Below are 21,784 nucleotides of genomic sequence, written 5' to 3'. Positions count from 1 at the left end.
GGAGATGAAGATGAACGGACTGGCCCCGGCATCCCGCATATCGAAAACCTCGCGCTTTCCGGCGCACCCGATCGCCGGCCTTGCCGGCACCAGTTTCAAGCACGGGCATCTGCACGCGATCCTTGGCGACGGCCCAAAGGACGGCTTCTTCGAGGTCCACGCCGAAAACTACATGGGCACCGGCGGTCCGCCGCACGATGCGCTGACCAGGATTCGCCGCGACTATCCCGTTTCGCTGCACGGGGTGTGCATGTCGATCGGCGGACCGCGGCCGCTCGACAAAGTGCATCTCGGCCGCTTCAAGGCGCTCGTCGACCGCTATGAGCCGGCGCTCGTTTCCGAGCATCTCGCCTGGTCGACCCACGACACCACCTATTACAACGACCTGCTTCCCCTGCCCTATACGCCGGCAACGGTTTCACGCGTGGCGGATCACATCGATGAAATGCAGGAGACGATCGGCCGCCCGATCCTGCTCGAGAACCCCTCGACCTACGTCCTTTTCGCGGAATCGACGATGAGCGAGACGGATTTCATCGGCGCGCTGGTGCAGCGCACCGGTTGCGGCCTGCTGCTCGACGTCAACAATGTCTTCGTTTCGGCCACCAATCACGGCTATTCAGCCGTTTCCTACCTCGCGGATTTCCCGCTCGATCATGTCGGCGAAATCCATCTGGCCGGGCACGCCGAGCAGGAGGATGACGAGGGCGACCTGCTGCTCATCGACAGCCATGACGGGCCGGTCGCCGACGCGGTCTGGAAGCTCTTCGATATCGTCATCGGCCGATGCGGACCGCTGCCGACGCTGATCGAGTGGGACAGCAACATTCCCGACTGGCCGGTGCTCAAGGCGGAGGCCGCCGCCGCCCAAGCGATTCTCGACCATCACGCCGACAGCCACCAAGTGTTCGGAAAAGCCCATGCCGCAGGATGAACTCCAGTCGGGCGATCTTGGCCACCGGTTCGACTATGCCGCGGCATTCACCGCCGGTTTGCTCGATCCTGACCGTGTCCCGCCCGACGCTGTCTCGGGGCCGAACGGCAAGGCAGCGGTTAAACGATACGCCGTCTACCGCAACAACGTCACGGTCAGCCTGATCGATGCGCTGGCCGCCAGCTTTCCAGCGACGCTGCGCATCACCGGCCCGGACTTCTTTCGGGCGATGGCGCGCTTCCATGTCCGCGAAACGCCACCCACTTCGCCGCTTCTGTTCGAATACGGCCACGACTTTCCCGACTTCATCGAGCGCTACGACTATGCGCGGCCGATGCCATGGTTGGCTGACGTGGCGCGCCTGGAGCGGGCCTGGCTCGACGCCTATCATGCCGCCGACGCGGAACCGCTGGCTTGCGTAGCACTGGGCTCGATCCCGCCCGAACGGCTGGCCGATACCGTGTTCGTGCCACACCCGGCAACGCGTGCGATACGCTCGCGCTATCCGGTCGTGACGATCTTTGCGGCGAACCAGCGCGACCGCCCTGTCGGGCGGATCGAGGCGGACGGCCCTGAAGATGCGTTGGTCACGCGGCCCGGGCTCGAAGTCTTTGTTCGCCACCTGCCGCCCGGCGGCGCAGCTTTTCTGGATCGTCTGATGGCGGGCGAGCCGCTCGGCGCGGCGGCCGCGGCAGCATTTGCGGAAACTGCCGAATTCGATCTTGCCGCCAACATTGCCGGCCTGCTGCAAGCAGGCGCCTTCACAGCGGCAGACCAGGGAGGGTGAGCATGACGAACCATGGATGGAACGCCAGCACCGAGCCGCGAGGGGCTGCCACCCTCGTCGAGAGGGTGAATGCCGCGCTGCGCACGAGTGCCACACCTTCGCTGACGCAACTCGTCCTGCGCTGCGCCCTCGCTGTCCCGTTCTGGCGGTCCGGCGTCAACAAATGGGACGGTTTTTTGCAGCTGAACGATGTGGCCGTGCTGCTTTTCAGTTCGGAGCTCAAGCTGCATCTGCCCGGCGGCCCCTACGATTTTCCCGCGCCTGGGCTGGTGGCCTTCGTCTCAGGATCGGCGGAAATCTTGCTGCCAATTCTCCTCGTTCTCGGCCTGGCGACACGCCTGGCGGCATTCGGCCTGCTCGTGATGACGCTGGTCATACAACTCACCGTGCCGGACGGCTGGCCGCTGCACATCACCTGGGCGGCGATGGCGCTCGGCATCGTGGCGTGGGGACCCGGCCGGATTGCGCTCGATCACTGGATCGGCACTGACAAGGGCTGATGGTAGGCCGAGGGCGGATCGGGGTTGATGTGAATCTCGCCCTCCGGCGGTGACGCGAAGCATCAATTTCGTTTCGGCATGGCCTGCTTCCAGCGGCTGGCGGCCTCGTCGTCGGCCTCCTTGGCGTCGACCCAGCCGCCTTCCGAGCCGTCGGTGTGGTGTTCCTTCTTCCAGAACGGCGCGCGCGATTTGAGATAATCCATCAGGAAGTTCGCCGCCTCGAACGCCGCCTGCCGGTGCGCGGAGGCAGCGACCACCAGCACGATGTTCTCACCGGGCGCGATCCTGCCGTGGCGATGGATGGCGGTGAGCCCCTGCAGCGGCCAGCGGTGAACCGCCTCGGTGGCGATGCGGCCGATCTCGGCCTCGGCCATGCCGGGATAATGTTCGAGCTCGAGTGCCGCGAGCCTGCCTCCCTCGTCGCGGCAGAGACCCGAGAAAGTAACCACGGCGCCGATGTCGGCGCGGCCTTGCGTCATCTTGGCGATCTCGGCGGCGACATCGAAATCCTCCGCCTGGATGCGCACCGTCGGCACCACCGCGCCGGGCATTTCAGCCACCCGTCATCGGCGGGAACAGCGCGATCTCGCGCGCGCCTGATATCTTCTCGCGGTGCTCGACATGTTCCTGGTTGATGGCGACGCGGATCACGTCAGGATATTGCAGCGCGTGCTCGTACTCCTCGCCGCGCGATTTCAGCCAGCGCAGCAGGTCGGCCACCGTCTCGATGCCGGCGGGCAATTCGACGTCCTCTTGCGGCTTGCCGATCCGCTCGCGCACCCAGGCGAAATAGATGAGCCTCGTCGACATGCTACTCGTCCATGATGTGCTTGAGGCCGGCGCGGAAATAGTCGTAGCCGGTGTAAAGCGTCACCAGCGCGGCGATCCACAACAGCACCAGCCCGACCTGCGTGGTCAGCGGGAAGATCTTGTCGCCGGCAGGTCCGGCGAGCAGGAAGGCGATGGCGATCATCTGGATGGTGGTCTTCCACTTCGCCAGCTGCGTCACCGGTACCGAGACCTTCAGCGCCGCCAGATATTCGCGCAGGCCCGAGACCAGGATCTCGCGGCACAGGATGATGATTGCCGCCCACAGCGACCAGCCGGCGATGCCGGCATGCCTATCGGTATCAGCCGCCAGCAGCAGCAGGCACGTGGCGACCAGCAACTTGTCGGCGATCGGATCGAGCATCTTGCCGATATTCGAGGTCTGCTGCCAGGCGCGCGCCAGATAGCCGTCGAAATAATCGGTGATCGAGGCGAGCAGGAAAATGACCAGCGCCGACCAGCGGGCGAAGTCGCTCGACTTCAGATGCCCTTCGAGAAAAAAACACAGCACAACCAGCGGCACCGCGAGGATGCGGACGTAAGTGAGCATGTTGGGCAGGTTGAATGCGCGCTGGGCCATTTCTTTGGAACTCTTTCTACCTGCCTACTCAAATCAGAAGCGAATGTGGGGGGTCAACAGATGATAGTCGATGGACCAGCCGAAAATAGCCGAATCATCAGCTCTCGTGAAAATGGTTGTAGACCAGCTTGGCGACCTGCTCGGATATGCCATCGACCTTGACCAGATCCTCGATCGCGGCTCGACTGACCGCCTTAGCGGTGCCGAAATGCATGAGCAGCGCGCGCTTGCGACCGGGACCAATGCCGCTGATCTCGTCAAGCGGGCTCTTGACCATCTCCTTCTTGCGGCGGGCGCGGTGCGAGCCGATGGCGAAGCGATGGACCTCGTCGCGCAGCCGCTGAACGAAATAGAGCACGGGGTCGCGCACGGGGAGCGAAAACGGTGGCTTGCCCCTGACGAAGAAGCGTTCGCGGCCGGCGTCACGGTCCTGGCCCTTGGCGATGCCGATGGCCTGGACGCGGTCCTCGATGCCGAGGTCGGCGAGGATTTGTCGTACCGCCGTCATCTGGCCCTGGCCGCCATCGATGAGGATGACGTCTGGCCAGGCCGGGAAGCCGCCTGCATCCTCGATATCGTCGCCCTGTTCGGCCAGGATGTCGTCCGCCGCCTGTTCGCTCCGCGGCACATCGCCATGTTCCTTCAGGAGGCGGGAGAAACGCCGCTCCATCACCTCGCGCATCATGCCGAAATCGTCTCCCGGCGTGATCTCGGTCGAGCGGATGTTGAATTTCCGGTACTGGTTCTTCACGAAGCCTTCCGGCCCGGCGACCACCATGGCGCCGACGGCGTTGGTGCCCATGATGTGGGAGTTGTCGTAGACCTCGATGCGCACCGGCGGTTTCTTCAGGCCGAAAGTCTCGGCGAAACCGGTGAGCAACCGCCCTTGCGTCGAGGTCTCGGCCAGCCGGCGGCCGAGCGCCTCACGGGCATTCTGCAGGGCGTTGTCGGTCAAATCCTTCTTCTCGCCGCGCTGCGGCACCGAGATCGCCACCTTGCGACCCGCGCGGGTGGAGAGCGCCTCAGCCAGCAATTCCTGGTCCTCGACGCCATGCGACAACAGGATGGCGCGCGGCGTCGGCTTGTCGTCATAGAATTGCGCCAGGAACGAGCCCAGCACCTCGGCCGCCTCCATCGCCGGATCGGCCTTGGGGAAATAGGCGCGGTTGCCCCAGTTCTGGCCGGTGCGGAAGAAGAAGACCTGGATGCAGACCTGGCCGCCTTCCTGATGGATGGCGAAGACATCGGCCTCGTCGACGGTCTGCGGGTTGATGCCCTGATGGCTCTGCACATGCGACAACGCCGCCAGCCGGTCGCGATAGATTGCGGCGCGCTCGAAATCGAGATTCTCCGCGGCCTGCTGCATGGCGGCGGAGATGTCGGTCTTCACCTTCTGGCTGCGGCCGGACAGGAAGTCCTTCGCCTCGGCGACCAGCCTGGCATAGTCACTATGCGAGATTTCGCCGGTGCACGGGCCGGCGCATCGCTTGATCTGGAACAGCAGGCACGGCCGGGTGCGGTTCTCGTAGAAGGAGTTGGTGCAACTCCTGAGCAGGAAGGCGCGCTGCAGCGAGTTGATGGTGCGGCCGACGGCGCCGGCCGAGGCGAAGGGGCCGAAATAGTCGCCCTTGCGCGAGCGCGCGCCGCGATGCTTGTAGATGCCGGGCGAGACATGATCGCCGGTCAAAAGGATGTAGGGAAACGACTTGTCGTCCCGCATCAGCACATTGAAACGCGGCCGCAAGCGCTTGATAAGATTTGCTTCCAGCAGCAGCGCTTCGATCTCGGTGCGGGTGACGACGAACTCCATCGTCGCCGTCTCGCGCACCATGCGGCCGATGCGGCTGGTGTGGAAGCGGCCTTGTGCGTAATTGGTCACCCGCTTCTTCAGGCTGCGCGCCTTGCCGACATAGAGCACGTCGCCTGCGGCATTCATCATGCGGTAAACGCCGGGCGCGTTGGGCAGCCGTTTGACCAGCGTCTGGATGACTTCGGCGCCGACCATGCCGTCGGCATCGCCGGCATGCGGCGTCCAATCGATGGCGGTGAAGGCGACGTCAGGGCCACCGGGACCGGGCGTTGACGGTTCGACGATCTCCTCCGCCACCTCGTCCTCGAGGTCGACATCAGGGGGCAGGTCGTCGGCGGCGCCGCCGCGTTTGTGATTCTGGTCCATGGGACTCATTCGACAATGCCTGTCACATCCGGCGTCTGCCATGCAAGGTGCTGGCCGCCGTCGAGCGCGATCATCTGGCCGGTGACCGAGCTTGCGCCCCAGAGATAGCGGATGGTGGCGCCGAATTCAGGCAATTCCGGGCCGCGCTTCAGGATCAGGCCGTCGACCTGCGCGGCAAAGTCGCTGTCTTGCTGACGCGCGCTCTTCAGCGTCGGGCCGGGACCGATGGCATTGACGCGAATGCGGGGTGCTAGCGCCTGCGCCATCATCTGCGTCTGCGTCCACAATGTCGATTTCGACAGCGCATAGGAGAAATAGCGGGGCGTCGGGCGCCAGACGCGCTGGTCGATCATATTGACGATCAGCCCTTCCTCGCCTTCCGGCAGCGCGCGGGCGAATTGTTGCGCCAAAAATGCCGGCGCCTTCACGTGGATGGCGAAGTGACGGTCCCAGGCACGCCAGTCGACGTCCTGAACCGTATCATCCACGAACAGCGACGCATTGTTGACCAGCAGTGTAACAGGCCCGAGCGCGGCTTCGGCGCGGCCAACGAGGTCCTCGACCGCGGCCATGTCGGTCAGGTCGGCGGCGACCACAGCAACGCGGCCACCCCCCTGGCCAAAGTGACCGCTGTTGATCCGCGCGGCCAATGCTTCCGCCTCGGCCCGCGAGCGGTTGCAATGGATGGCGACGGCAAAACCGTTCGCGGCGAGATCCTCGACGATCGCCTTGCCGATCCGCTGGCCCCCGCCCGTCACCAGCGCCGTTCCAGCGGCCTTGCTCATCCTGTCAATCCTCAATGGGGCTCGATTTTGAGCCTGCCGGCAAAATATGGCCGGCGAAGCGTTAAATGCCGTTCGGACCTTGGGCAGCATTGTGGCAAAGCGGCCGGATCGGTCTTTCGACTGTGGCCGGGACTCGGCCTGCCAGCCGCAATATAGGACTACGGACCCCTTGCTCCAAGCGTCGTTCAGCGCGGCACGGCTAAGCCTCCTGACACCATCTGTTGCGCAGATGCAACGTCAAAGTTCAGCCTTATTCGTGCCAGGTAATGACCCAAGTTCAGGTTCGCTTCAGCCGTATTTTGACACGACATTCGGAACCGTTGAGCGCCAGACCCGTTTTTCCCCCCGGCGGGTTGAGGGCGCTTGTGAAAAGCAAGCCTGTGCCTGTGGCTTAAGGAGTAAAGAACAATGCAAGCCAATCTTAAATTTGCGCGACCGCTGGCGGTGGCCTTCGGGCTCTTCGCCCTCGGCGGAACCGCCTATGCTGCTGACGTCATCGCGGAAGAGCCGCCGGCCCCCGCCCCGATCGCCGAACTTCCGGTCGCTTCCTGGGCCGGTCCCTATGCCGGTGTGAGCGTCGGCTACGGCTTCAGCGGTCACGCCGATGCCGAGGATATCGGCACCGACGTCGACACCGATGGTTTTGTCGGCGGCGTCTTCGGCGGCTATCAGTGGCAGCAAGAGAACTTCGTCTACGGTGCTGAAGCCGATATCGGCTATAGCGGCATCGAGGGCGACGATGGCGGCGTCGAGGCCAAGGGCGGCTTCGAAGGCTCGCTGCGCGCCCGCCTCGGCTACGCCGTCACCCCGGAAATCCTGCTCTACGGCACCGCCGGTGGCGCGCTCAAGAACCAGGAGATCGAAGCGGCCGGCGCCAGCGACGAAAACACCATGCTCGGCTGGACGGCCGGCGTCGGTACCGACATCAAGATCACCGACAATGTGTTCGGCCGTGTCGAGTATCGCTACACCGACTTCGGCGACAAGGACTTTGACGGTATCGGCAAGGTCAAGTCGACCGACAACCGCGTGACCTTCGGCGTCGGTATGAAGTTCTAAAATCGTCCAAGCCACGACACGAAAAAGCCGGGCCTCGTGCCCGGCTTTTTTATGCCCCCTTCTCTGGCAGCCGCTCACGCCGGGACGCAGGGTTTCAGCGCCGGAAACTTCTCGTCAAATCGCGCCGCCCAGCGGATCAGCCGATTGCGGCCCTTTTCCCATTTTCCGGCAAAGCGCAGTGAGAGATAGCCAAGGCAGGCGCGCAGCGCCAGCTGGCCGGCGGTGATCTTCTTTGGCAGTTTTGGCGGATTGGCGTTGAGCAGATCGAGCGCGCTGGTGATCTTCGCCCACTGGCGGTCAAGCCACGGCTGATAGACCATATCCTCAGGGCGCGTGCGCCGCTCATAGACCATCGACAGCGCGCAGTCGCAGATGCCGTCGGCCAGTGCCTCAAGCACTTCCGCCTCGAGGCGCTTGTCGGGATTGCGCGGAAACAGCGCGTTCTTCGACATGCGGTTGAGATGCTGGGTAATGGCGCGGCTATCGTGGATCGAGCGGCCGTCGTCGAGCACCAGCACCGGGATCTTGCCGAGTGGATTGGCGTCGATCAGATCAGCCGGTTTGTCTTCGGTTTTTATCGGCACGAGATCGACGGCGATGCCGGCATAAAGCGCGGCCATGCGCACTTTGGAACTATAGGGTGACGTGGACGCGTAGAGCAGTCTGGGCATGATCGGGTTCCTGTTTGCCGAGTACAGAGCATGGACGCGCAAATGACGCTGTAGCACTTTGAATTTGCGTGTGATCCATTTCCGCGACACTGTTGGCCGGACATCCCGGCATGATCAACAGCCCACAGGCGGAAAAACCGGGCGCCACGGCGAACGACCGTCCTCTTCCACGATCCGCAGGCAGATGAGCGGTACAGTTCCAGCCTGAGAGCATCTGAACAGGTCAGACGGGTTCGAAACCGAGCCAACTCGGTCTTGCACCAAGAATTTCTCTCCGGGCACAGAGAAATGCCCTACCGGACTTCGCCGTAAGGCGAAGTCCGGGGAGCTGCGAAAAGTTGTCTTCCCTGGCCTCTGTTGCTGCCCGAGCACTGACCCTGCGAGCGAGGCGCCTATCCGGCACCCGCCCTCAACCGTCTTCAGCACTGTCCTCCGCGAGCGAAGAAACGCGATTACTTCTTGGCCTTCGCGGTCGCGGCCTTCGCCTTTGGCTTGGCCGCAGGCGCTGCTTTCTTCACCGCTACCGAAGACTTCGCTGCAGCCGCTTTCTTTGCCGGCGCAGCCTTCTTTGCGGGTGCAGTCTTGGCAGGCGCAGCTTTCTTCGCTGCGGGCTTGGCCGCGGCCTTTGCAGCCGGCTTCTTGGCCGGCGCTGCTTTTGCCTTGGCGGGCGCAGCCTTGGCCGGTGCTGCCTTCTTCACTGCCGGTTTTGCCGCAGCCTTCGCAGCCGGCTTTTTGGCGGGCGCTGCTTTTGCCTTGGCCGCGGCGGCCTTCGGCTTGGCAGCAGGTGCTGCTTTCTTCACAGCGGCTGCGGCCTTTGCCGCCACTGCCTTTACTGGTGCTTTCTTTGCCGGTGCCTGCTTTGCCGGTGACTTGGATGCCGGCGCTTTGGATGACTGTTTAGCCATATCATGCCCCTTAGTTGTGCCGACGGCCGTTAATGACCCGGCGCGTAATGCATATCTGACTCGCGCTTGTCTAGCCAGCGAAGCATCAGCATGATCTTCGAAGTTTAAGTTTCGGTTACACGCGACACTACGCTCGTGCTGATTTCGCAAAATGCCGGCGCTACTCTTCGAGCTTTGCCGACCGTTTGCGACAGACATTCTGCGCGCATTGCCGGAACCAATCCCACTTCAAGGCGCTGAAGCTTAGCAAGCCTTTTTTGTTCGTTGATCGTCGACCGACACCACCATGACGGCTGCTTCATCGATCTCATCTTCTTGTTCTAGCAGGCGATCTACACAAGCTGCAAAAGCAAAGCGCGGCAATTCCGCTGCCATGATTTGTCCGCGGTTGACAGATTACTCTATTTGGCAGAGTATTCTGAATCATCTGGAAGAGCGCATGTCATTCGCGCAATATCGGGCGGCGCTGTCCCAGATCAGTGAGACTGAACGCCGGACACCACAGCAGGCCCGATAATGGCTGCCGACGAAATCATCCACCAGAGTGTGCGGCTCAGGATCATGGCGGCGCTGAATTCTCTGGAACGGCGCGAAGCGCTGGAATTCACCCGATTGAAGCTCATCGTCAATGCGACCGACGGCAATCTCGGCTCGCATATCGATACGCTTGCCACGGCGGGCTATGTCGATGTCGAAAAGCTGTTTGTCGGACGTCGACCGCAGACGCGGGTCAAGGCGACGTCAGTCGGACGACGCGCCTTTCGCGGTCACGCCGCCTTCCTTCGCGCCATCCTCGATGAGGCGGAGCAGCCCGGCAAACGCGTTCAGCGCAGGACGCGGCAGCGGCCGTTGTAGACCATCCAGCGGTCGAAGCCCGCGACGCAGAATTCGACATTATCGCCGATCGAGGCAAAGCCCTGCCCTTCCTCGATCAGATACCAGATGTTGCGGGCGTGGCCGTCGGACAGGCTGACGGTGGCGCCGCAATAGCGGCGGCCGATCGGCCAGGTTTCGTTGGCTGGCAGATAGCGATGCTGGTGGATGCCCTGGAAATCGACAATCTCGACGTCGGGCAGATTCGGCACGTGGTGCACCTGGTAGGAGAAGCGGCTGGTGATCTTGTTCAGCACCCAGGCGTCACCGCAAACGCCGCTGTCTTCTTCGGTATAGAAGACGGCAAGGTCGGCCGCCTTTGCTGGCTGGATGACAGCGAGGGACGTGCCGAGCGGCGTGCAAAGCGCTATCAGTGCGGCAAGGGCGGATTGTGCGAAGCGAGTCATGGCAGCCTCTTATGGTCGACTGCGCGCACTGTGCGGATTCGCTTGCGCGCGGTCAAGCGGTTGTAGCGACAATGGTTTCCTAGTTCGAAATCGCCTTCAACCAGGACAGGCGCGCGGATAGCTCTGCCGCCCTACGCCGCCAGCCAGTCCAGCGTCCAGTGCGCCGGTTTTTCAATGACGAGCAGATTGTGCAAAGCCGGCAGCAGTGTGCGCAATTCGCCCTCCAGCGTGAACGGCGGGTTGACCACCACCATGCCGCTGCCGTCAAGGCTGGGCTCGGCCGACGGCGGCCTGATCTCGAAGCCGATGTCGAGCAGCTTAGGGACACCTGACTGCGCCAGCGCCTTGCGGAAGGCGGCGACCGCCTTGCGGTCCTTGACCGGGTACCACAACGCATAGACGCCGCCGGGCCAGCGCTTGTGGGCTTTCCGCAGCCCGTCGACGAGGCGGTCGAATTCGCCCTCCTCCTCGAAGGGCGGATCGACCAGCACGAGGCCGCGCTTTTCCTTCGGCGGCAGATGCGCGCCGAGTGCCAGCCAGCCGTCGAGCTCGATCACCCGGGTCTGGAAATCGCCAGCGAATAGCGCCCTCAGCTTCGCGGCGTCCTGGCGATGCAACTCGATCGCCGACAGCCGGTCCTGCTTGCGCATGAGATGACGCGCGATCAGCGGCGAGCCCGGATATTTTTTCACGCCACCTTCAGGATTGAGCGAACGGACGGCTTCCAGATAAGGCGCCAGCAGTGCTGCCGCTGGCGCGTCAAGCGCGGCATCGACCAGTCGGCCGATGCCGCCTTGCCATTCGCCGGTCTTTTGCGCTTCAGTCGACGACAGGTCGTAGCGGCCGATGCCGGCATGGGTGTCGATGACGCGAAACGCCTTGTCCTTCTGCTTCAGATATTCGACGAGCCGGCTCAGCACGACATGCTTGACGACATCGGCGAAGTTTCCGGCGTGATAGGCGTGGCGGTAATTCACGATCTAGTTCGAGCCCCTGCCCCAGCGTGGCGGTGGCGGCTGCGAGTTCGGATTTTGCGGCCGACGGCCGCCGAAACGCAACGCAAACAGCAGCCCGATCAGGCCGGCCGCTATCAGCGAGAAACCGACCGGCCGCGCCCGGCGATCGATCTCGCCGACGCCGGAACGCAGCACGAGGTCCACCGCCCGCATCTCGATGCCTTCGGCGTCGCCCGGGCCGATGGTGAAGAGGTACGGGCCGGGGCTGACCTTCGCGATCAGGCCGGCTTCGTCGCGAAAGATCTTGTCCGGCAGTTGCGGGCTGACCTGGCGCGGATTTTCCGAATGGTTGAATCGCAGCGTCGAGGCGAGCACCGTCCTGCCGCCGGTGGCGGCGGTCAGCGTCAGCACGGTGCGTTGTTGCGAGACGACGATGCGTTCGGTTCTCGCGGTGAGGTCGACCAGCACCCGCACCGGCGCGTCGCGAGCAGCCAGCGGCACCGTCACCGGCATGAACCGGCCCTGTTCGTAAACCCGCCAGGTGCCGATCTCACGGCCGGAGAAATTGGTCATCGCCCAGGGATAGACGACGCCGATGCCGATGCCGGCGAGCAGGATCAGAAGAAACAGAAAGCGCATGCGCTCGACTACCTTGCCTGCTTTTGTTTGACCATGATCTCGTCCGAAAATCGGTTCCCACTTTTGCTTCGCTGACATTCGGTTCGGAATCATGGTCTAGCGCCGCCGTGGCGCGTTCCATCCCGTCCCAAAGCCATGTCGAGGCAGAGATCAAATGCGGTATCGAATTCGGCGGTGCCAAGATAGACAATAGCATCGGACCCAAAGGTGGGAACCGGTTTTGGGAGAATCCGAATGATCTGAGCGCCCGATAAGGACGATCAGCCTTTCCCCTGCTGGAAGCTCGTTTCCAATGCGCGCATTCCAGTCTCGTCGAACAAATGCAGATGTTGCGGCGGGAAAGCCACCGTCACCGTCGGGCCAGCCGTCAGCGCCGCCCTGTCCAGCGTGAAAACGTTGAATGGCAGGCCATGCAGGCCGAGATGCAGGATGATGCCGAAGCCGGTCGGCTCGATCAAGTCGACCGTCGCCCTCAGGCTGCTCTCCGATGCCGGCGACATCTCGACATGCTCCGGCCGGATGCCGAGCGTCACCGCCGCGCCCTCCTCGAGTTGATAGGCTGACGAAAGCCCAATCAGCGTTCCGTCAGGCAATCGTGCGCCGGCCGTGCCTGCGCCGACCTCATAGCGCGCCGACAGAAAATTCATCGCCGGCGATCCGATGAAGCCGGCGACGAACAGGTTGGCAGGGCGGTCGTAAAGCTCCAGCGGACTACCGACCTGCTGCACCACGCCCTCATGCATGGCGACGATCCGGTCGGCCAGTGTCATCGCCTCGATCTGGTCGTGGGTGACATAAATCGAGGTCGCGCCGAGATCGCGGTGCAGCTTCTTGATCTCTGCCCGCATCTGCTCACGCAAGCGCGCATCGAGATTGGACAGCGGCTCGTCGAACAGGAATGCCTTGGGCTGTCGCACGATCGCGCGGCCCATCGCCACGCGCTGACGCTGACCGCCCGACAGTGCCTTCGGCCGCCGCGCAAGCAGCGGCTGCAACTCAAGCTTCCTTGCTGCATTGCTGACGGCGGCCGTGATCTTCTCGCGGGCAGCCTTCCGGATGCGCAGGCCGTAGCTCATGTTCTCGGCGACATTCATGTGCGGATAGAGCGCGTAGGACTGGAACACCATGGCGATGTCGCGGTCCTTGGGCGCCCGCTCATTGACGCGCATGCCGTCGATCCGGATCTCACCTTCGGTCACCTCCTCGAGCCCGGCGATCATGCGGAGCAGCGTGCTCTTGCCGCAGCCCGACGGCCCCACCAGCACCACGAACTCGCCGTTCTCTATCGACAGGTCGACGCCATGCAGCACGGAGACGACGCCGAAATTCTTGCGGACGTTGCGGATGTCGATCGATGCCATGGAACCTCACTCAGCCCTTGACCGCGCCGGCCGTCAGGCCCTGGACCAGATAGCGCTGGATGAACAGGAAGAAGAGGCAGGCCGGGATCAGCGCCAGCACGCCGGCCGCCATCATCTGCCCGAAATCGACCGAAAACTTCGACACGAAGGTGAGCAGACCGACCGGAAACGTGGCGGCGCTGTTGCCCGAAATCAGCATCAGCGCGAACAGCAGTTCGCTCCATGCGGCGGTGAATACAAAACCCAGCGTCGCCGCAATGCCGGGCAGCGTCAGCGGCAGGACGATCTGGCGAAACGCCATGAACTGCGTGGCGCCATCGATCTTGGCCGCCTCCTCCAACTCCTTGGGAATGCCGTCGAAAAACGACTGCATCAGGAACGTCGCGAAGGGGATGTTGAAGGCGGTGTAGACGACCACCAGCCCGGTCAGGCTGTTGGTCAGCCCGAGCGGCGAGAGCATCTTGAAGATCGGCGCGACCAGCATCACCAATGGAAACATCTGGGTGAGCAGCATCAGCGCGACCAGCCAGTATTTGCCGCGGAAGGTGAAGCGCGACAGCGCATAGCCGGAGAGAGACGCAAGCAGCGTCACGATCACGGCCGTCGCGCCGGCAACGATCATGCTGTTCCTGAAGAAGACCGGGAATGCGCTGTGGGCCAGCACGAAGCGAAAATGTTCAAAGCTCATCCGCGACGGCCACATGCGGACGCCCTCGGAATAGAGCAGGTCGTTCGGCGTGACCGATACTTTCAACAGCCAGAACAGCGGGAACAGTGCAAAGAGGACGTAGCAAAGGATCGCCAGGCGGTGCAGCGCGGTGCCGAAGATCGAATAGCTGTTCATCTGGTCATCCCGATCAGGCCCGATCCATCAGGACTTGCCGCAGCATGACGATTAGCATCGAATAGGCGAGCAACAGGACGAGCAGAACCAGCGCAATGGCCGAGGCATAGCCAAAATCCAGGGCCCTGAAGGCCTGCGTGAAGATGTAGCTCGCGACGATCTGCGTGCGGTCGGCTGGCCCGCCGCTGGTCATGACGATGATCAGGTCGGCGAAGTTCGAGATCCAGACGGTGCGCAACAGCACGGTGATCGCAATGGTCGGCGCAAGGAACGGCAACGTGATCGACGTGAACCGCCTGAATGCCCCGGCGCCGTCGATCGCCGCCGCCTCGTAGAGGTCGCGCGGGATGGCCTGGAGCGCGGCCAGAAGCGTGATGGCGAAGAAGGGAATGCCCCACCAGACGTTGGCGATGATCGGTCCCCACATGGCAAGCTGCGGATTGGAAAGGATGTTGGCCGGCTCATTCATGAGGCCGAGCGCATAAAGCCAATGCGGCAGCGGTCCGATGACGGGGTTGAACAGCCACGCCCAGTTGAGCCCGGTGAGGAAAGTCGGCACCGCCCAGGGCAGGAACACCAGCGCCTGCGCTATGGCGCGGCCGGCGAACGGCCGGTCGAGCAACAGCGCCAGGATCAAGCCGAACACGAATTGCAGCAAGACGGACGCGCCGGTCCACCACAGCGTGTTGCGCAGCGCCCGATAGAAATTGTCGTCGTCATAAAGGGTGCGAAAATGATCAAGCCCGACATACCCGCCGGAGAAGGGATTGAGCAAGTGCACGTCGCGGAAGGCGTAGGACAGGCCTAACACCAGCGGCGCCAGCATGATGGTGACGATCAGAATCAACGCCGGGGCGGTGTAAAGATATGGCTCGGCGTGGCGCGTGATCCGGTCGACCAGCGACCGGTGGCGCGATTCCGGGAACCCGGCGGTGGCGTCAAAAACCATCAGCTAACGCTTTCGCTCCAATTGGCCATCCGCCCAATCGACCATCCTTCCAACCGACCTTGGACGAGAGCCATCGGAGCCACCCGCGATGGGCGGCTCCGATGCCTGGCGTCCGCCGTTATTTCTTGGCCAGGTATTTTTGCTGCGCCTTGGTCAGATAGTCGGCCCACTGGTTGGCCATTTCCTCTGGCGTGATATCGCCAAGCAGTGCCTGTTGACTGGTCTTGATGACCATCGAGTCCTTGAAGAAGGCGAACTCCTCGAGATAGGTCGGCATAACCGTTGGCACCGCATCCTTGTCCTCGAGTTCAGTGAACCAGCCCTTGAACTGCTCGCTTGCGTAGAAGGGATCCTTTTCGGCCGACTTGTGGACCGGCAGTGCTCCGGTGCGTTTGTTCCATTCGACATTGCCCTCGGGCCCTTCGAGCGTTTCGATCAGCTTCCAGGAGAGGTCCTTGTTCTGGCTGGCCGCCATCATCGACCAACCGGCATAGCCGATGGTCGGGAACGTCTTGCCGCTCGGCCCCTTCGGCATGGTCGTGACGCCGTAGTCTTCCGGCTTCATCCGCTCGGCTATCGCGATCAGCGCGTCTGGATCCTGATCAAGCATTGCGCAGGTGCCGGTGTAGAATCCCGCGACGATTTCGTTAAAACCCCAGTTGACGCTGTCCTTCGGCGCCAATCCCTTCTTGTACAGATCGACGACCCAGGTCAGTCCCTTGACCCAGCCCTCGCTGTTCATGGTCGAGGTGCCGTCCTCATTGAAGAACTTGTTGGAGCCGGCCATGGTTGCGCCGAACATGATCCAGCCGTTGAGGCCACCCGGCCCGCCGCGCAGGCAGTAGCCATATTTGCCCGGGAGCTTGGAAACTTTTTCCGACGCCGCCACGAACTCGTCCATCGTCTTGGGCGGCTCGGTGACACCAGCCTCCTTGAACAGCTTCTTGTTGTAGAACATCGCCCGCAGATAGAAGCCGTAGGGCAGCATGTAGGCGGTGTTGTTCACGTCGCGGCCGAGTTCGAGCGCGCGGTCGGTGAGGCCCGAGGTGTGCTCCCATTTGGCAAGATAGGGTTCGAGGCTTTCGAGAAGGCCGTTGTTGGCATAGAGCGACAGCCAGGTGTCCGGCATCTCCATGACGTCGGGGATTTCGCCGGCAGACACCATGGTCGCGAATTTCTGGAACGCCTCGCCCCAAGGCAGCGAGATCACCTCGACCTTGGTGCCCGGGTTGGCCGCCTCGAACTTGGCGACGATCGACTTCAGGGTTTCGGTACGCTCGGGGCTGGTGATCACCTCCACGAGCTTCAGCGTCGTGTCGGCGAGTGCAGCACCCGACATCAGTACGGTGGCGAATGCGGCGATAAGAAGCTTCTTCATTTTCCGTTCCCTTCTTGTCTGGTTGCTTCAGGTCTTTTCTTCGGAAGCGGCGTCGATCGCCGTTTCCAGGTCACTCCACAGCGCCTCGGTTCCCTCGAGGCCGACATGGAGACGCACGGACCGCGGATGGACGCCGAACGCCATCGCGGAATTGGGTTGGGCCTTCTGCTGCAGCACGACCTCGCCGGGCACAATGAGGCTTTCGTGGCCGCCCCACGACACGCCCAGCTTGAACAGCTTGAGGCGGTCGGCAAAGGTGCGGATGTCGATGCCGTCGCGGAAGACAAATGAGAACAGGCCCGACGTGCCGGTGAGCCCCGCGGGAAGCAGGTTGGCCAACCCTGGATGGCAGACCCTCTCAACGATTGGATGATCCCGCAGGCGCCGTGCGATTTCGAGGCCGGAGGCCTGATGAGCGCGCATCCGGATCGGCAGTGTGCGCAAGCCGCGAATCAAGAGCCAGGCATCGAATGGCGACAGCTTGCCGCCGAGATATGGATAGGCTTCGCCGCGGATGCGGCCGATCAATTCCTTCGAGCCCGCGACCACGCCGGCCACCACGTCGCTGTGGCCGCCCAGGTACTTGGATGCGGAGTGGACCACAACGTCGACGCCGAGCGACAGCGGCCGCTGAAAGACCGGGCTGGCCCAGCTGTTATCGATGATGGTCGGGATGCCGCGGGACTTTGCCAGCGCAGCGAGCGCGCCGATGTCATGCGTTTCCATGACCCAGCTGGTGGGGCTTTCCATATAGAACAGCCTGGCGCCAGGCAGGGCGTTCGCGACAGCCGCCTCGTCGCGCCCGTCAACATAGGTCACCTCGATGCGCATGCGCGCGAGCAACGTCCCGAACAGCCGGAACGCGTCCGGGTAGATATGCCTGACCGCGACAATGCGGTCGCCCGGTTCGACGAAACTCAGTACGGCTGATGAGATGGCGGACATGCCGCTTGCAAAACCGATCGCGTCCTCGGCGCCCTCCAGCTTTGCCAGCATTTCCTCGAACATGCGCACCGTCGGGTTCAGCCCGCGCGTGTAGGTCGGCCGCACTTTTTCGCCGCGGTATGTTTCGAGCATCTCGTCATAATTCGAGAAGGTGAAGAGCGAGGTCTGCACGATCGGCGGGACGACGGCATCGAAGGCGTTGCCCTCGTCATGGGCGGCGATCAGCGAGGCCTGGTCGAAAAAATCCGGGCCATTCATTTCGACATTTCCTCGATATCCTCTTCCACGATCTCGAGGATCTTCAACGTTTTTCCGCGCGCCAGCTCCGCGTCCCCGGCGACGATGGCATCGAACAGCTCACGGTGATACGGGAATGATCGCCGCGCGAAATCCTGCCGGTCGAAAGGATGGTCCCAGAAGCGCTCGAACGCTTCGCGCATCTGCCCCAGGAGCTGCCGGAAAAGCGGGTTGTGCGTGGCATCGTAGACCGCCAGGTGAAAGGCCAGGTCTTCCGGCCCCGACGTGCCGGTGGCGAGATGGACGCGCTCCATCTCGATGAGTTTCTCCTCGATCGTCCGCAGATCGTCGACTGTCCGCCGCCGCGCCGCAACCATGCTTGCCTCGGCCTCGATGCCGCGGCGCACCTCGAGGGTATGCAAGAGACCGTCGCGCAGCTCAGCCGTATTGAGCGATAGCGGCAGATGGATCGTGCCGGCGGATATCGGCTTGAGCAGATAGGTGCCGCTGCCTTTGCGGGTTTCGGTGACGCCGAGCGCTTCGAAACGCCCCATCGCCTCGCGAATCGTCGAACGCCCCACGGAAAGCGCGGCCATCAATTCGCGTTCGGTCGGAAGCCGGTCACCGCTCTTCAGCGCAGCGCGCTCGACATAGTCTGCCAGCGCTTCCATGACTTGTTTGCCGCGGTCCAATGGCGGGAGCGTGGCGATTGCCACACGCGTGGCAGGTGCCCCGGGCAGTTCGCCGCGCATACGCATGGGTACCTACGCCCAAAATTGGTCTGACATCTTAGCAGTTTTGCGCGCCACCGGCCTTTCGTCAAGTGGCTTCGGCAGTGCAGAGGTTGCATTTCGGCTCACACCCATTGCGGAACCCTGGACGTTGCCGCGTATTCTGCGACCTTGCGAAAATCAGCTGCAAAACTGTGATTTTAATCAGCGATTTTGCGACAGTCGCTTTCAGCCAAAGCTACCGTTCAGCCTCATTTTGGAGAGAGGCCATCGAGCAGGAAGCCGAGGCCATTCCTGAAAGCGCCGTCCCAATCATTGTCCAACAGCAGACGAGAGCGTTCGATTGTCGGATAACGTTCGCTGAGACGCGTAAGGCGCTGCTGCGCAGCGGTCCTGTCGTCGTCCGAGAGGTCGAAGCTCGCCCGGGTGATGGTGGCGCCCATCACATAGTTCCAGAGCGACCATATCGCAACGTTCACATCTGCGTCCGCAACACCGGCCCTGGACAAGGTCTTGCTCAGCAGTTCCAAGCGACCGAGGATGTTCGGGCCGAGCGCTCGGCGCGGCAACAGCGATGCCGACCAAGGGTGGCGCAGCATGCTGGCGCGCCAGTCTTCGAGCACATGAACGACTTCTCCGCGCCAGTCTTGAGCTATTTGCGGCGGTCCGCGATATTCAAGCACCGAGTCGAGCGCCAGATCAAAGACATCCTCTTTGTTGTCGACGTGCCAATATAGGCTCATCACGCCCGAGCCGAGGCGATCGGCCAGCCGACGCATCGTCAATCCGTCGACTCCTTGAGCGTCAAGCAGTTCCACCGCGGTCGCCACGATACGTTCCCGAGAGAGCGGCGGTTCACTGCGCGGCTCCTGCAAGGGCTGGAGCCGCTCATTTATCCCTCGTTTGCTCCGGCCGCTGCGTTTGGCAGCCATCCGTCTTCCTCGCTGTTCAGAACGTCGATTTTGACCGGCAAACGCGAACGAATGTCGCTCTGAACGATTGACTCGTACGGCGTACCATACGATGACTCGTACGTCGCACGAGTCATCGTATGGGCGATACGGTTAAAGTTCAATAGTGCCGGCCGCGAGGGTACGTTGCTCGCATAGCCAAGAGAAAATCATGTCACGCGCAATCAAGCATCTGCTTATCGAAGGGCTAATCATCATGACCATGGGAGTTCCCACTGCCACGACAGCCAATGAGAAGGATCTCAAGCTGACCATAGTCAATCCACAAAACCTCTACGACCCGTCGCCAAATGGCTACAGCACGGCGGTGATCACGCCGCGCGGAGCCCGGGTGGCCTACATCTCCGGACAGGGCGGGCAAGACGGCACGGGAGCCTTGTCGCCCGACTTCGCTGTCCAGGTTGAGCAGGCCTACACAAATTTGCGCACCGCCCTCGATGCGCTCGGTGCGAGGCCGGATCAGGTCGCCAAGCTCACCGTCTTCGTGGTCGATCACGATATGTCCAAGCTCGAGGTGTTGACCAGGAACGTCAAAAAAATGTTCGGTGAAGCGCTGCCGGCGCAGACCCTAATTCCCGTTCCCAAGCTTGCAATTGACCCCATGCTCTTCGAGGTGGAGGCCGTCGTCATTCTGGAATAGTGGTGCCGCTCGCCTTTCGCAATTGTCATGAGCTTCGCGGAGTTACGAATTAAGGATCGCGGTAGGGACGCTCAGCAATGGGCGTGCCTACCGCGATCAGTAATTAGACGCCATCAACAGCAAAACCGGACAACCGGAATTTCCGAGATCATGCCATAACCGGACATTTTGCTGATTTGCCTCCCTGACCGCGCTACAACAAGGCACAGATGGTGCTTAACGGGGTCTGCATGATGCGGGCAATCCGATCCACCTTGGCAATCGTCCTACTCTCCGTTTCCGCTTTCGGAGCCGATAATTCTCCTGGAGGGGATGCGATCAGGAGCCTCCTTATCAGACCGAAGACCTGGACGATGTACTTGGAGTTCACGGACGCGGCGATGCCCAGCGACCGAGCCCAGAAGATGATCTGGGAGTACTTTCAGCGTGATCAAAAGGTAATGGGACGCCGGGTCGGCCTCGCATTTGGAGGCTGCGATCTTGAACTCTCGTTGAGAAACGACGGGTTCAGCTTTCGTTGGTGCCCGCCCCTCGACGCCAGCGGGCCATCACTCGTTTACGATCCGAGTGATCCACAATACCCCTTCAAGGGTCACGGTCCGCAAAAGATCTGGCTCAAGGCAAACGAATGAAGGAGGGTGGGCGCGATGGTGGCGCCCGCCACCCTTCCGCTCATGCCGGTACCGGGTTGTTGCCGGCGCCCAGGCCACTGGAATATCGGTGACAGTGCCCTTTGTCTATTTTGCAATCTAATTTGCACAGCCGTCATCGCGCGTAAGCCCGACCGCATCGCCGAGCAAATTGGCAAGGCCGAGAAAGGGGAAACGAGGCAGGCGACGAAGGAAAAATAGTGGGGATCGAGGAGCCGAATGTGATGGCATTGGATGGCGTATGTGCGTTGGTGTTCGACGTGTTCGGCACTGTCGTCGATTGGCGCAGCGGCGTGGCGCGCGATGCTGAGCCGTTCCTGAAGCGGCATGGAGCAGGATTCGCTATCCCTACCGCTTTCGCGGATGCGTGGCGTCGCCGTTACTCCCCAGCAATGGAGGAGGTGCGCAGCGGCCGGCGGCCCTTTATACGGCTCGACGTGCTGCATCGGGAGAATCTGGAAGCCATTTTGCCAGAATTCGGGATCGACCCGGCTTCGGTGCCGGCGCCCGAGCTGGACGAGCTGAACCTGGCATGGCACCGATTGGAGCCATGGCCTGACGCGGTGGCCGGCCTTACACGGCTCAAGGCCCGCTATATCATCGCGCCGCTCTCGAACGGCAACATCGTCCTCATGCTCAACATGGCGAAGCGTAGTCGCATCCCCTGGGATGCGATCCTCGGCGCCGAAGTCGTGCAAGCGTACAAGCCTACGCCGGAAGCCTATCTTCGCACCGCTGACGTGCTGGCAATGAAGCCGGATGAGATCTGTCTTGTCGCCGCCCACAATGGCGACCTTGCAGCGGCTCGGGCATGCGGATTGCGAACAGCCTTTGTCCCGCGTCCGACCGAGCACGGGGTAGCGCAGACCACGGATATGCACCCTGATCAAGCCTGGGACCTGGTGGCCAGCGACTTCATTGACTTGGCTGAACGACTTCAGTTGTAGCAACCCCAGGTCGCGGATCACCCAGGCGGCA

At 62.4% G+C, this 21,784-nt stretch carries 25 protein-coding genes; 8 read left to right on the top strand and 17 right to left on the bottom strand.

The genetic code is table 11. The annotated features are described in order from the left end of the window. Positions 1-4: 4 nt before the first annotated feature. The 3 genes from bufB to AC0L2C_RS19640 are packed head-to-tail and all read left to right on the top strand — an operon-like array spanning position 5 to position 2,221. Positions 5-934 (top strand): MNIO family bufferin maturase, encoded by a 930-nt coding sequence (bufB, locus tag AC0L2C_RS19650; protein ID WP_473524198.1) that lies wholly within the window; start codon positions 5-7, stop codon positions 932-934. Next, a complete protein-coding gene (locus AC0L2C_RS19645; protein WP_473524197.1) occupies positions 921-1,721 on the top strand; it encodes an HvfC/BufC N-terminal domain-containing protein in 801 nt (266 codons plus the stop codon). The genes bufB and AC0L2C_RS19645 overlap by 14 nt, the downstream gene beginning before the upstream one ends. A gap of 2 nt (positions 1,722-1,723) precedes the next feature. Continuing rightward, on the top strand, positions 1,724-2,221 hold the full coding sequence (locus AC0L2C_RS19640; protein ID WP_473524196.1) for a DoxX family protein: 498 nt from the start codon (positions 1,724-1,726) through the stop codon (positions 2,219-2,221). Between the two features lie 62 nt (positions 2,222-2,283). Here AC0L2C_RS19640 and AC0L2C_RS19635 read toward each other — a convergent pair whose 3' ends face one another. The 5 genes from AC0L2C_RS19635 to AC0L2C_RS19615 form a co-directional block, all read right to left on the bottom strand. Then, positions 2,284-2,772 (bottom strand): molybdenum cofactor biosynthesis protein MoaE, encoded by a 489-nt coding sequence (locus AC0L2C_RS19635; protein WP_128169235.1) that lies wholly within the window; start codon positions 2,770-2,772, stop codon positions 2,284-2,286. A gap of 1 nt (position 2,773) precedes the next feature. Beyond that, positions 2,774-3,031, bottom strand: a complete 258-nt coding sequence (gene moaD, locus AC0L2C_RS19630; protein WP_023800670.1) for a molybdopterin converting factor subunit 1 — start codon at positions 3,029-3,031, stop codon at positions 2,774-2,776. Between the two features lies 1 nt (position 3,032). Continuing rightward, positions 3,033-3,629, bottom strand: a complete 597-nt coding sequence (gene pgsA / locus AC0L2C_RS19625) for a CDP-diacylglycerol--glycerol-3-phosphate 3-phosphatidyltransferase (protein ID WP_027152639.1) — start codon at positions 3,627-3,629, stop codon at positions 3,033-3,035. 97 nt (positions 3,630-3,726) lie between these two features. Continuing rightward, the gene (gene uvrC / locus AC0L2C_RS19620) at positions 3,727-5,814 is read right to left on the bottom strand and encodes an excinuclease ABC subunit UvrC (protein WP_473524195.1); all 2,088 of its coding nucleotides are present in this window, start codon (positions 5,812-5,814) and stop codon (positions 3,727-3,729) included. Then, the gene (locus AC0L2C_RS19615) at positions 5,811-6,590 is read right to left on the bottom strand and encodes an SDR family oxidoreductase (protein WP_473524194.1); all 780 of its coding nucleotides are present in this window, start codon (positions 6,588-6,590) and stop codon (positions 5,811-5,813) included. The genes uvrC and AC0L2C_RS19615 overlap by 4 nt, the downstream gene beginning before the upstream one ends. Before the next feature lie 408 nt (positions 6,591-6,998). Between AC0L2C_RS19615 and AC0L2C_RS19610 the strand changes: the two genes are divergently transcribed. Further along, positions 6,999-7,649, top strand: coding sequence for an outer membrane protein (locus tag AC0L2C_RS19610; RefSeq protein ID WP_027152642.1), 651 nt, complete (start codon positions 6,999-7,001; stop codon positions 7,647-7,649). A 74-nt stretch (positions 7,650-7,723) separates the two neighbouring features. On the opposite strand, the gene AC0L2C_RS19605 is transcribed toward AC0L2C_RS19610, so the two are convergent. Next, on the bottom strand, positions 7,724-8,320 hold the full coding sequence (locus tag AC0L2C_RS19605) for a glutathione S-transferase family protein (RefSeq protein WP_473524193.1): 597 nt from the start codon (positions 8,318-8,320) through the stop codon (positions 7,724-7,726). Positions 8,321-8,779: 459 nt separating this feature from the next. Between AC0L2C_RS19605 and AC0L2C_RS19600 the strand changes: the two genes are divergently transcribed. After that, positions 8,780-9,319: a hypothetical protein gene (locus AC0L2C_RS19600; RefSeq protein WP_473516027.1), complete on the top strand. Its 540-nt coding sequence runs from the start codon at positions 8,780-8,782 to the stop codon at positions 9,317-9,319. Positions 9,320-9,468: 149 nt separating this feature from the next. Here the strand turns inward: AC0L2C_RS19600 and AC0L2C_RS19595 are convergent, their stop codons facing one another. Beyond that, the gene (locus AC0L2C_RS19595) at positions 9,469-9,600 is read right to left on the bottom strand and encodes a hypothetical protein (RefSeq protein WP_268931698.1); all 132 of its coding nucleotides are present in this window, start codon (positions 9,598-9,600) and stop codon (positions 9,469-9,471) included. 141 nt (positions 9,601-9,741) lie between these two features. Between AC0L2C_RS19595 and AC0L2C_RS19590 the strand changes: the two genes are divergently transcribed. Next, positions 9,742-10,080: a transcriptional regulator gene (locus AC0L2C_RS19590; protein ID WP_473524192.1), complete on the top strand. Its 339-nt coding sequence runs from the start codon at positions 9,742-9,744 to the stop codon at positions 10,078-10,080. On the opposite strand, the gene AC0L2C_RS19585 is transcribed toward AC0L2C_RS19590, so the two are convergent. The 10 genes from AC0L2C_RS19585 to AC0L2C_RS19540 all read right to left on the bottom strand — a co-directional run bounded on the left by AC0L2C_RS19585 (position 10,050) and on the right by AC0L2C_RS19540 (position 19,477). After that, positions 10,050-10,505 carry a hypothetical protein gene (locus AC0L2C_RS19585; protein ID WP_473524191.1) on the bottom strand — a complete coding sequence of 152 codons (456 nt, stop codon included), beginning with the start codon at positions 10,503-10,505 and terminating at the stop codon, positions 10,050-10,052. The genes AC0L2C_RS19590 and AC0L2C_RS19585 overlap by 31 nt on opposite strands. 131 nt (positions 10,506-10,636) lie before the next feature. Continuing rightward, positions 10,637-11,482 carry a 23S rRNA (adenine(2030)-N(6))-methyltransferase RlmJ gene (locus AC0L2C_RS19580; RefSeq protein WP_473524190.1) on the bottom strand — a complete coding sequence of 282 codons (846 nt, stop codon included), beginning with the start codon at positions 11,480-11,482 and terminating at the stop codon, positions 10,637-10,639. Positions 11,483-11,485: 3 nt separating this feature from the next. Beyond that, the gene (locus tag AC0L2C_RS19575) at positions 11,486-12,100 is read right to left on the bottom strand and encodes a hypothetical protein (RefSeq protein ID WP_473524189.1); all 615 of its coding nucleotides are present in this window, start codon (positions 12,098-12,100) and stop codon (positions 11,486-11,488) included. Positions 12,101-12,360: 260 nt separating this feature from the next. After that, the gene (locus AC0L2C_RS19570) at positions 12,361-13,461 is read right to left on the bottom strand and encodes an ABC transporter ATP-binding protein (RefSeq protein WP_473524188.1); all 1,101 of its coding nucleotides are present in this window, start codon (positions 13,459-13,461) and stop codon (positions 12,361-12,363) included. Between the two features lie 10 nt (positions 13,462-13,471). Beyond that, positions 13,472-14,305 (bottom strand): carbohydrate ABC transporter permease, encoded by an 834-nt coding sequence (locus AC0L2C_RS19565; RefSeq protein ID WP_287317005.1) that lies wholly within the window; start codon positions 14,303-14,305, stop codon positions 13,472-13,474. A 13-nt stretch (positions 14,306-14,318) separates the two neighbouring features. Then, positions 14,319-15,254 carry a carbohydrate ABC transporter permease gene (locus AC0L2C_RS19560; protein WP_353682843.1) on the bottom strand — a complete coding sequence of 312 codons (936 nt, stop codon included), beginning with the start codon at positions 15,252-15,254 and terminating at the stop codon, positions 14,319-14,321. A 118-nt stretch (positions 15,255-15,372) separates the two neighbouring features. Beyond that, positions 15,373-16,632: an ABC transporter substrate-binding protein gene (locus AC0L2C_RS19555; RefSeq protein WP_473524187.1), complete on the bottom strand. Its 1,260-nt coding sequence runs from the start codon at positions 16,630-16,632 to the stop codon at positions 15,373-15,375. Positions 16,633-16,659: 27 nt separating this feature from the next. Beyond that, positions 16,660-17,835: a PLP-dependent transferase gene (locus tag AC0L2C_RS19550; RefSeq protein WP_473524186.1), complete on the bottom strand. Its 1,176-nt coding sequence runs from the start codon at positions 17,833-17,835 to the stop codon at positions 16,660-16,662. Next, positions 17,832-18,566 carry a FadR/GntR family transcriptional regulator gene (locus tag AC0L2C_RS19545; protein WP_091590567.1) on the bottom strand — a complete coding sequence of 245 codons (735 nt, stop codon included), beginning with the start codon at positions 18,564-18,566 and terminating at the stop codon, positions 17,832-17,834. The genes AC0L2C_RS19550 and AC0L2C_RS19545 overlap by 4 nt, the downstream gene beginning before the upstream one ends. Positions 18,567-18,796: 230 nt before the next feature. Next, a complete protein-coding gene (locus tag AC0L2C_RS19540) occupies positions 18,797-19,477 on the bottom strand; it encodes a TetR/AcrR family transcriptional regulator (protein ID WP_473524185.1) in 681 nt (226 codons plus the stop codon). A gap of 190 nt (positions 19,478-19,667) precedes the next feature. Here AC0L2C_RS19540 and AC0L2C_RS19535 point away from each other — a divergent pair, with 190 nt between their 5' ends. Both AC0L2C_RS19535 and AC0L2C_RS19530 read left to right on the top strand, forming a co-directional pair. Beyond that, positions 19,668-20,156: a RidA family protein gene (locus AC0L2C_RS19535; RefSeq protein WP_473524184.1), complete on the top strand. Its 489-nt coding sequence runs from the start codon at positions 19,668-19,670 to the stop codon at positions 20,154-20,156. Between the two features lie 850 nt (positions 20,157-21,006). Next, entirely contained in the window at positions 21,007-21,753 is a 747-nt protein-coding gene (locus AC0L2C_RS19530) for a haloacid dehalogenase type II (protein WP_473524183.1), read from the top strand. Positions 21,754-21,784 lie beyond the last annotated feature (31 nt).

The organism is Mesorhizobium sp. WSM4845 (assembly GCF_055811455.1).
The sequence above is the reverse complement of the archived record's forward strand: the minus strand, read 5'-3'. Positions and strand labels throughout refer to the sequence as shown.

Bases quoted from the DNA above. Each gene is read 5' to 3' on its own strand.
- bufB (WP_473524198.1), top strand. From the start codon at position 5: ATGAAGATGAACGGACTGGCCCCGGCATCCCGCATATCGAAAACCTCG.
- AC0L2C_RS19645 (WP_473524197.1), top strand. From the start codon at position 921: ATGCCGCAGGATGAACTCCAGTCGGGCGATCTTGGCCACCGGTTCGAC.
- AC0L2C_RS19640 (WP_473524196.1), top strand. From the start codon at position 1,724: ATGACGAACCATGGATGGAACGCCAGCACCGAGCCGCGAGGGGCTGCC.
- AC0L2C_RS19635 (WP_128169235.1), bottom strand. From the start codon at position 2,772: ATGCCCGGCGCGGTGGTGCCGACGGTGCGCATCCAGGCGGAGGATTTC.
- moaD (WP_023800670.1), bottom strand. From the start codon at position 3,031: ATGTCGACGAGGCTCATCTATTTCGCCTGGGTGCGCGAGCGGATCGGC.
- pgsA (WP_027152639.1), bottom strand. From the start codon at position 3,629: ATGGCCCAGCGCGCATTCAACCTGCCCAACATGCTCACTTACGTCCGC.
- uvrC (WP_473524195.1), bottom strand. From the start codon at position 5,814: ATGAGTCCCATGGACCAGAATCACAAACGCGGCGGCGCCGCCGACGAC.
- AC0L2C_RS19615 (WP_473524194.1), bottom strand. From the start codon at position 6,590: ATGAGCAAGGCCGCTGGAACGGCGCTGGTGACGGGCGGGGGCCAGCGG.
- AC0L2C_RS19610 (WP_027152642.1), top strand. From the start codon at position 6,999: ATGCAAGCCAATCTTAAATTTGCGCGACCGCTGGCGGTGGCCTTCGGG.
- AC0L2C_RS19605 (WP_473524193.1), bottom strand. From the start codon at position 8,320: ATGCCCAGACTGCTCTACGCGTCCACGTCACCCTATAGTTCCAAAGTG.
- AC0L2C_RS19595 (WP_268931698.1), bottom strand. From the start codon at position 9,600: ATGGCAGCGGAATTGCCGCGCTTTGCTTTTGCAGCTTGTGTAGATCGC.
- AC0L2C_RS19590 (WP_473524192.1), top strand. From the start codon at position 9,742: ATGGCTGCCGACGAAATCATCCACCAGAGTGTGCGGCTCAGGATCATG.
- AC0L2C_RS19585 (WP_473524191.1), bottom strand. From the start codon at position 10,505: ATGACTCGCTTCGCACAATCCGCCCTTGCCGCACTGATAGCGCTTTGC.
- AC0L2C_RS19575 (WP_473524189.1), bottom strand. From the start codon at position 12,100: ATGCGCTTTCTGTTTCTTCTGATCCTGCTCGCCGGCATCGGCATCGGC.
- AC0L2C_RS19570 (WP_473524188.1), bottom strand. From the start codon at position 13,461: ATGGCATCGATCGACATCCGCAACGTCCGCAAGAATTTCGGCGTCGTC.
- AC0L2C_RS19565 (WP_287317005.1), bottom strand. From the start codon at position 14,305: ATGAACAGCTATTCGATCTTCGGCACCGCGCTGCACCGCCTGGCGATC.
- AC0L2C_RS19560 (WP_353682843.1), bottom strand. From the start codon at position 15,254: ATGGTTTTTGACGCCACCGCCGGGTTCCCGGAATCGCGCCACCGGTCG.
- AC0L2C_RS19555 (WP_473524187.1), bottom strand. From the start codon at position 16,632: ATGAAGAAGCTTCTTATCGCCGCATTCGCCACCGTACTGATGTCGGGT.
- AC0L2C_RS19550 (WP_473524186.1), bottom strand. From the start codon at position 17,835: ATGAATGGCCCGGATTTTTTCGACCAGGCCTCGCTGATCGCCGCCCAT.
- AC0L2C_RS19545 (WP_091590567.1), bottom strand. From the start codon at position 18,566: ATGCGCGGCGAACTGCCCGGGGCACCTGCCACGCGTGTGGCAATCGCC.
- AC0L2C_RS19540 (WP_473524185.1), bottom strand. From the start codon at position 19,477: ATGGCTGCCAAACGCAGCGGCCGGAGCAAACGAGGGATAAATGAGCGG.
- AC0L2C_RS19535 (WP_473524184.1), top strand. From the start codon at position 19,668: ATGTCACGCGCAATCAAGCATCTGCTTATCGAAGGGCTAATCATCATG.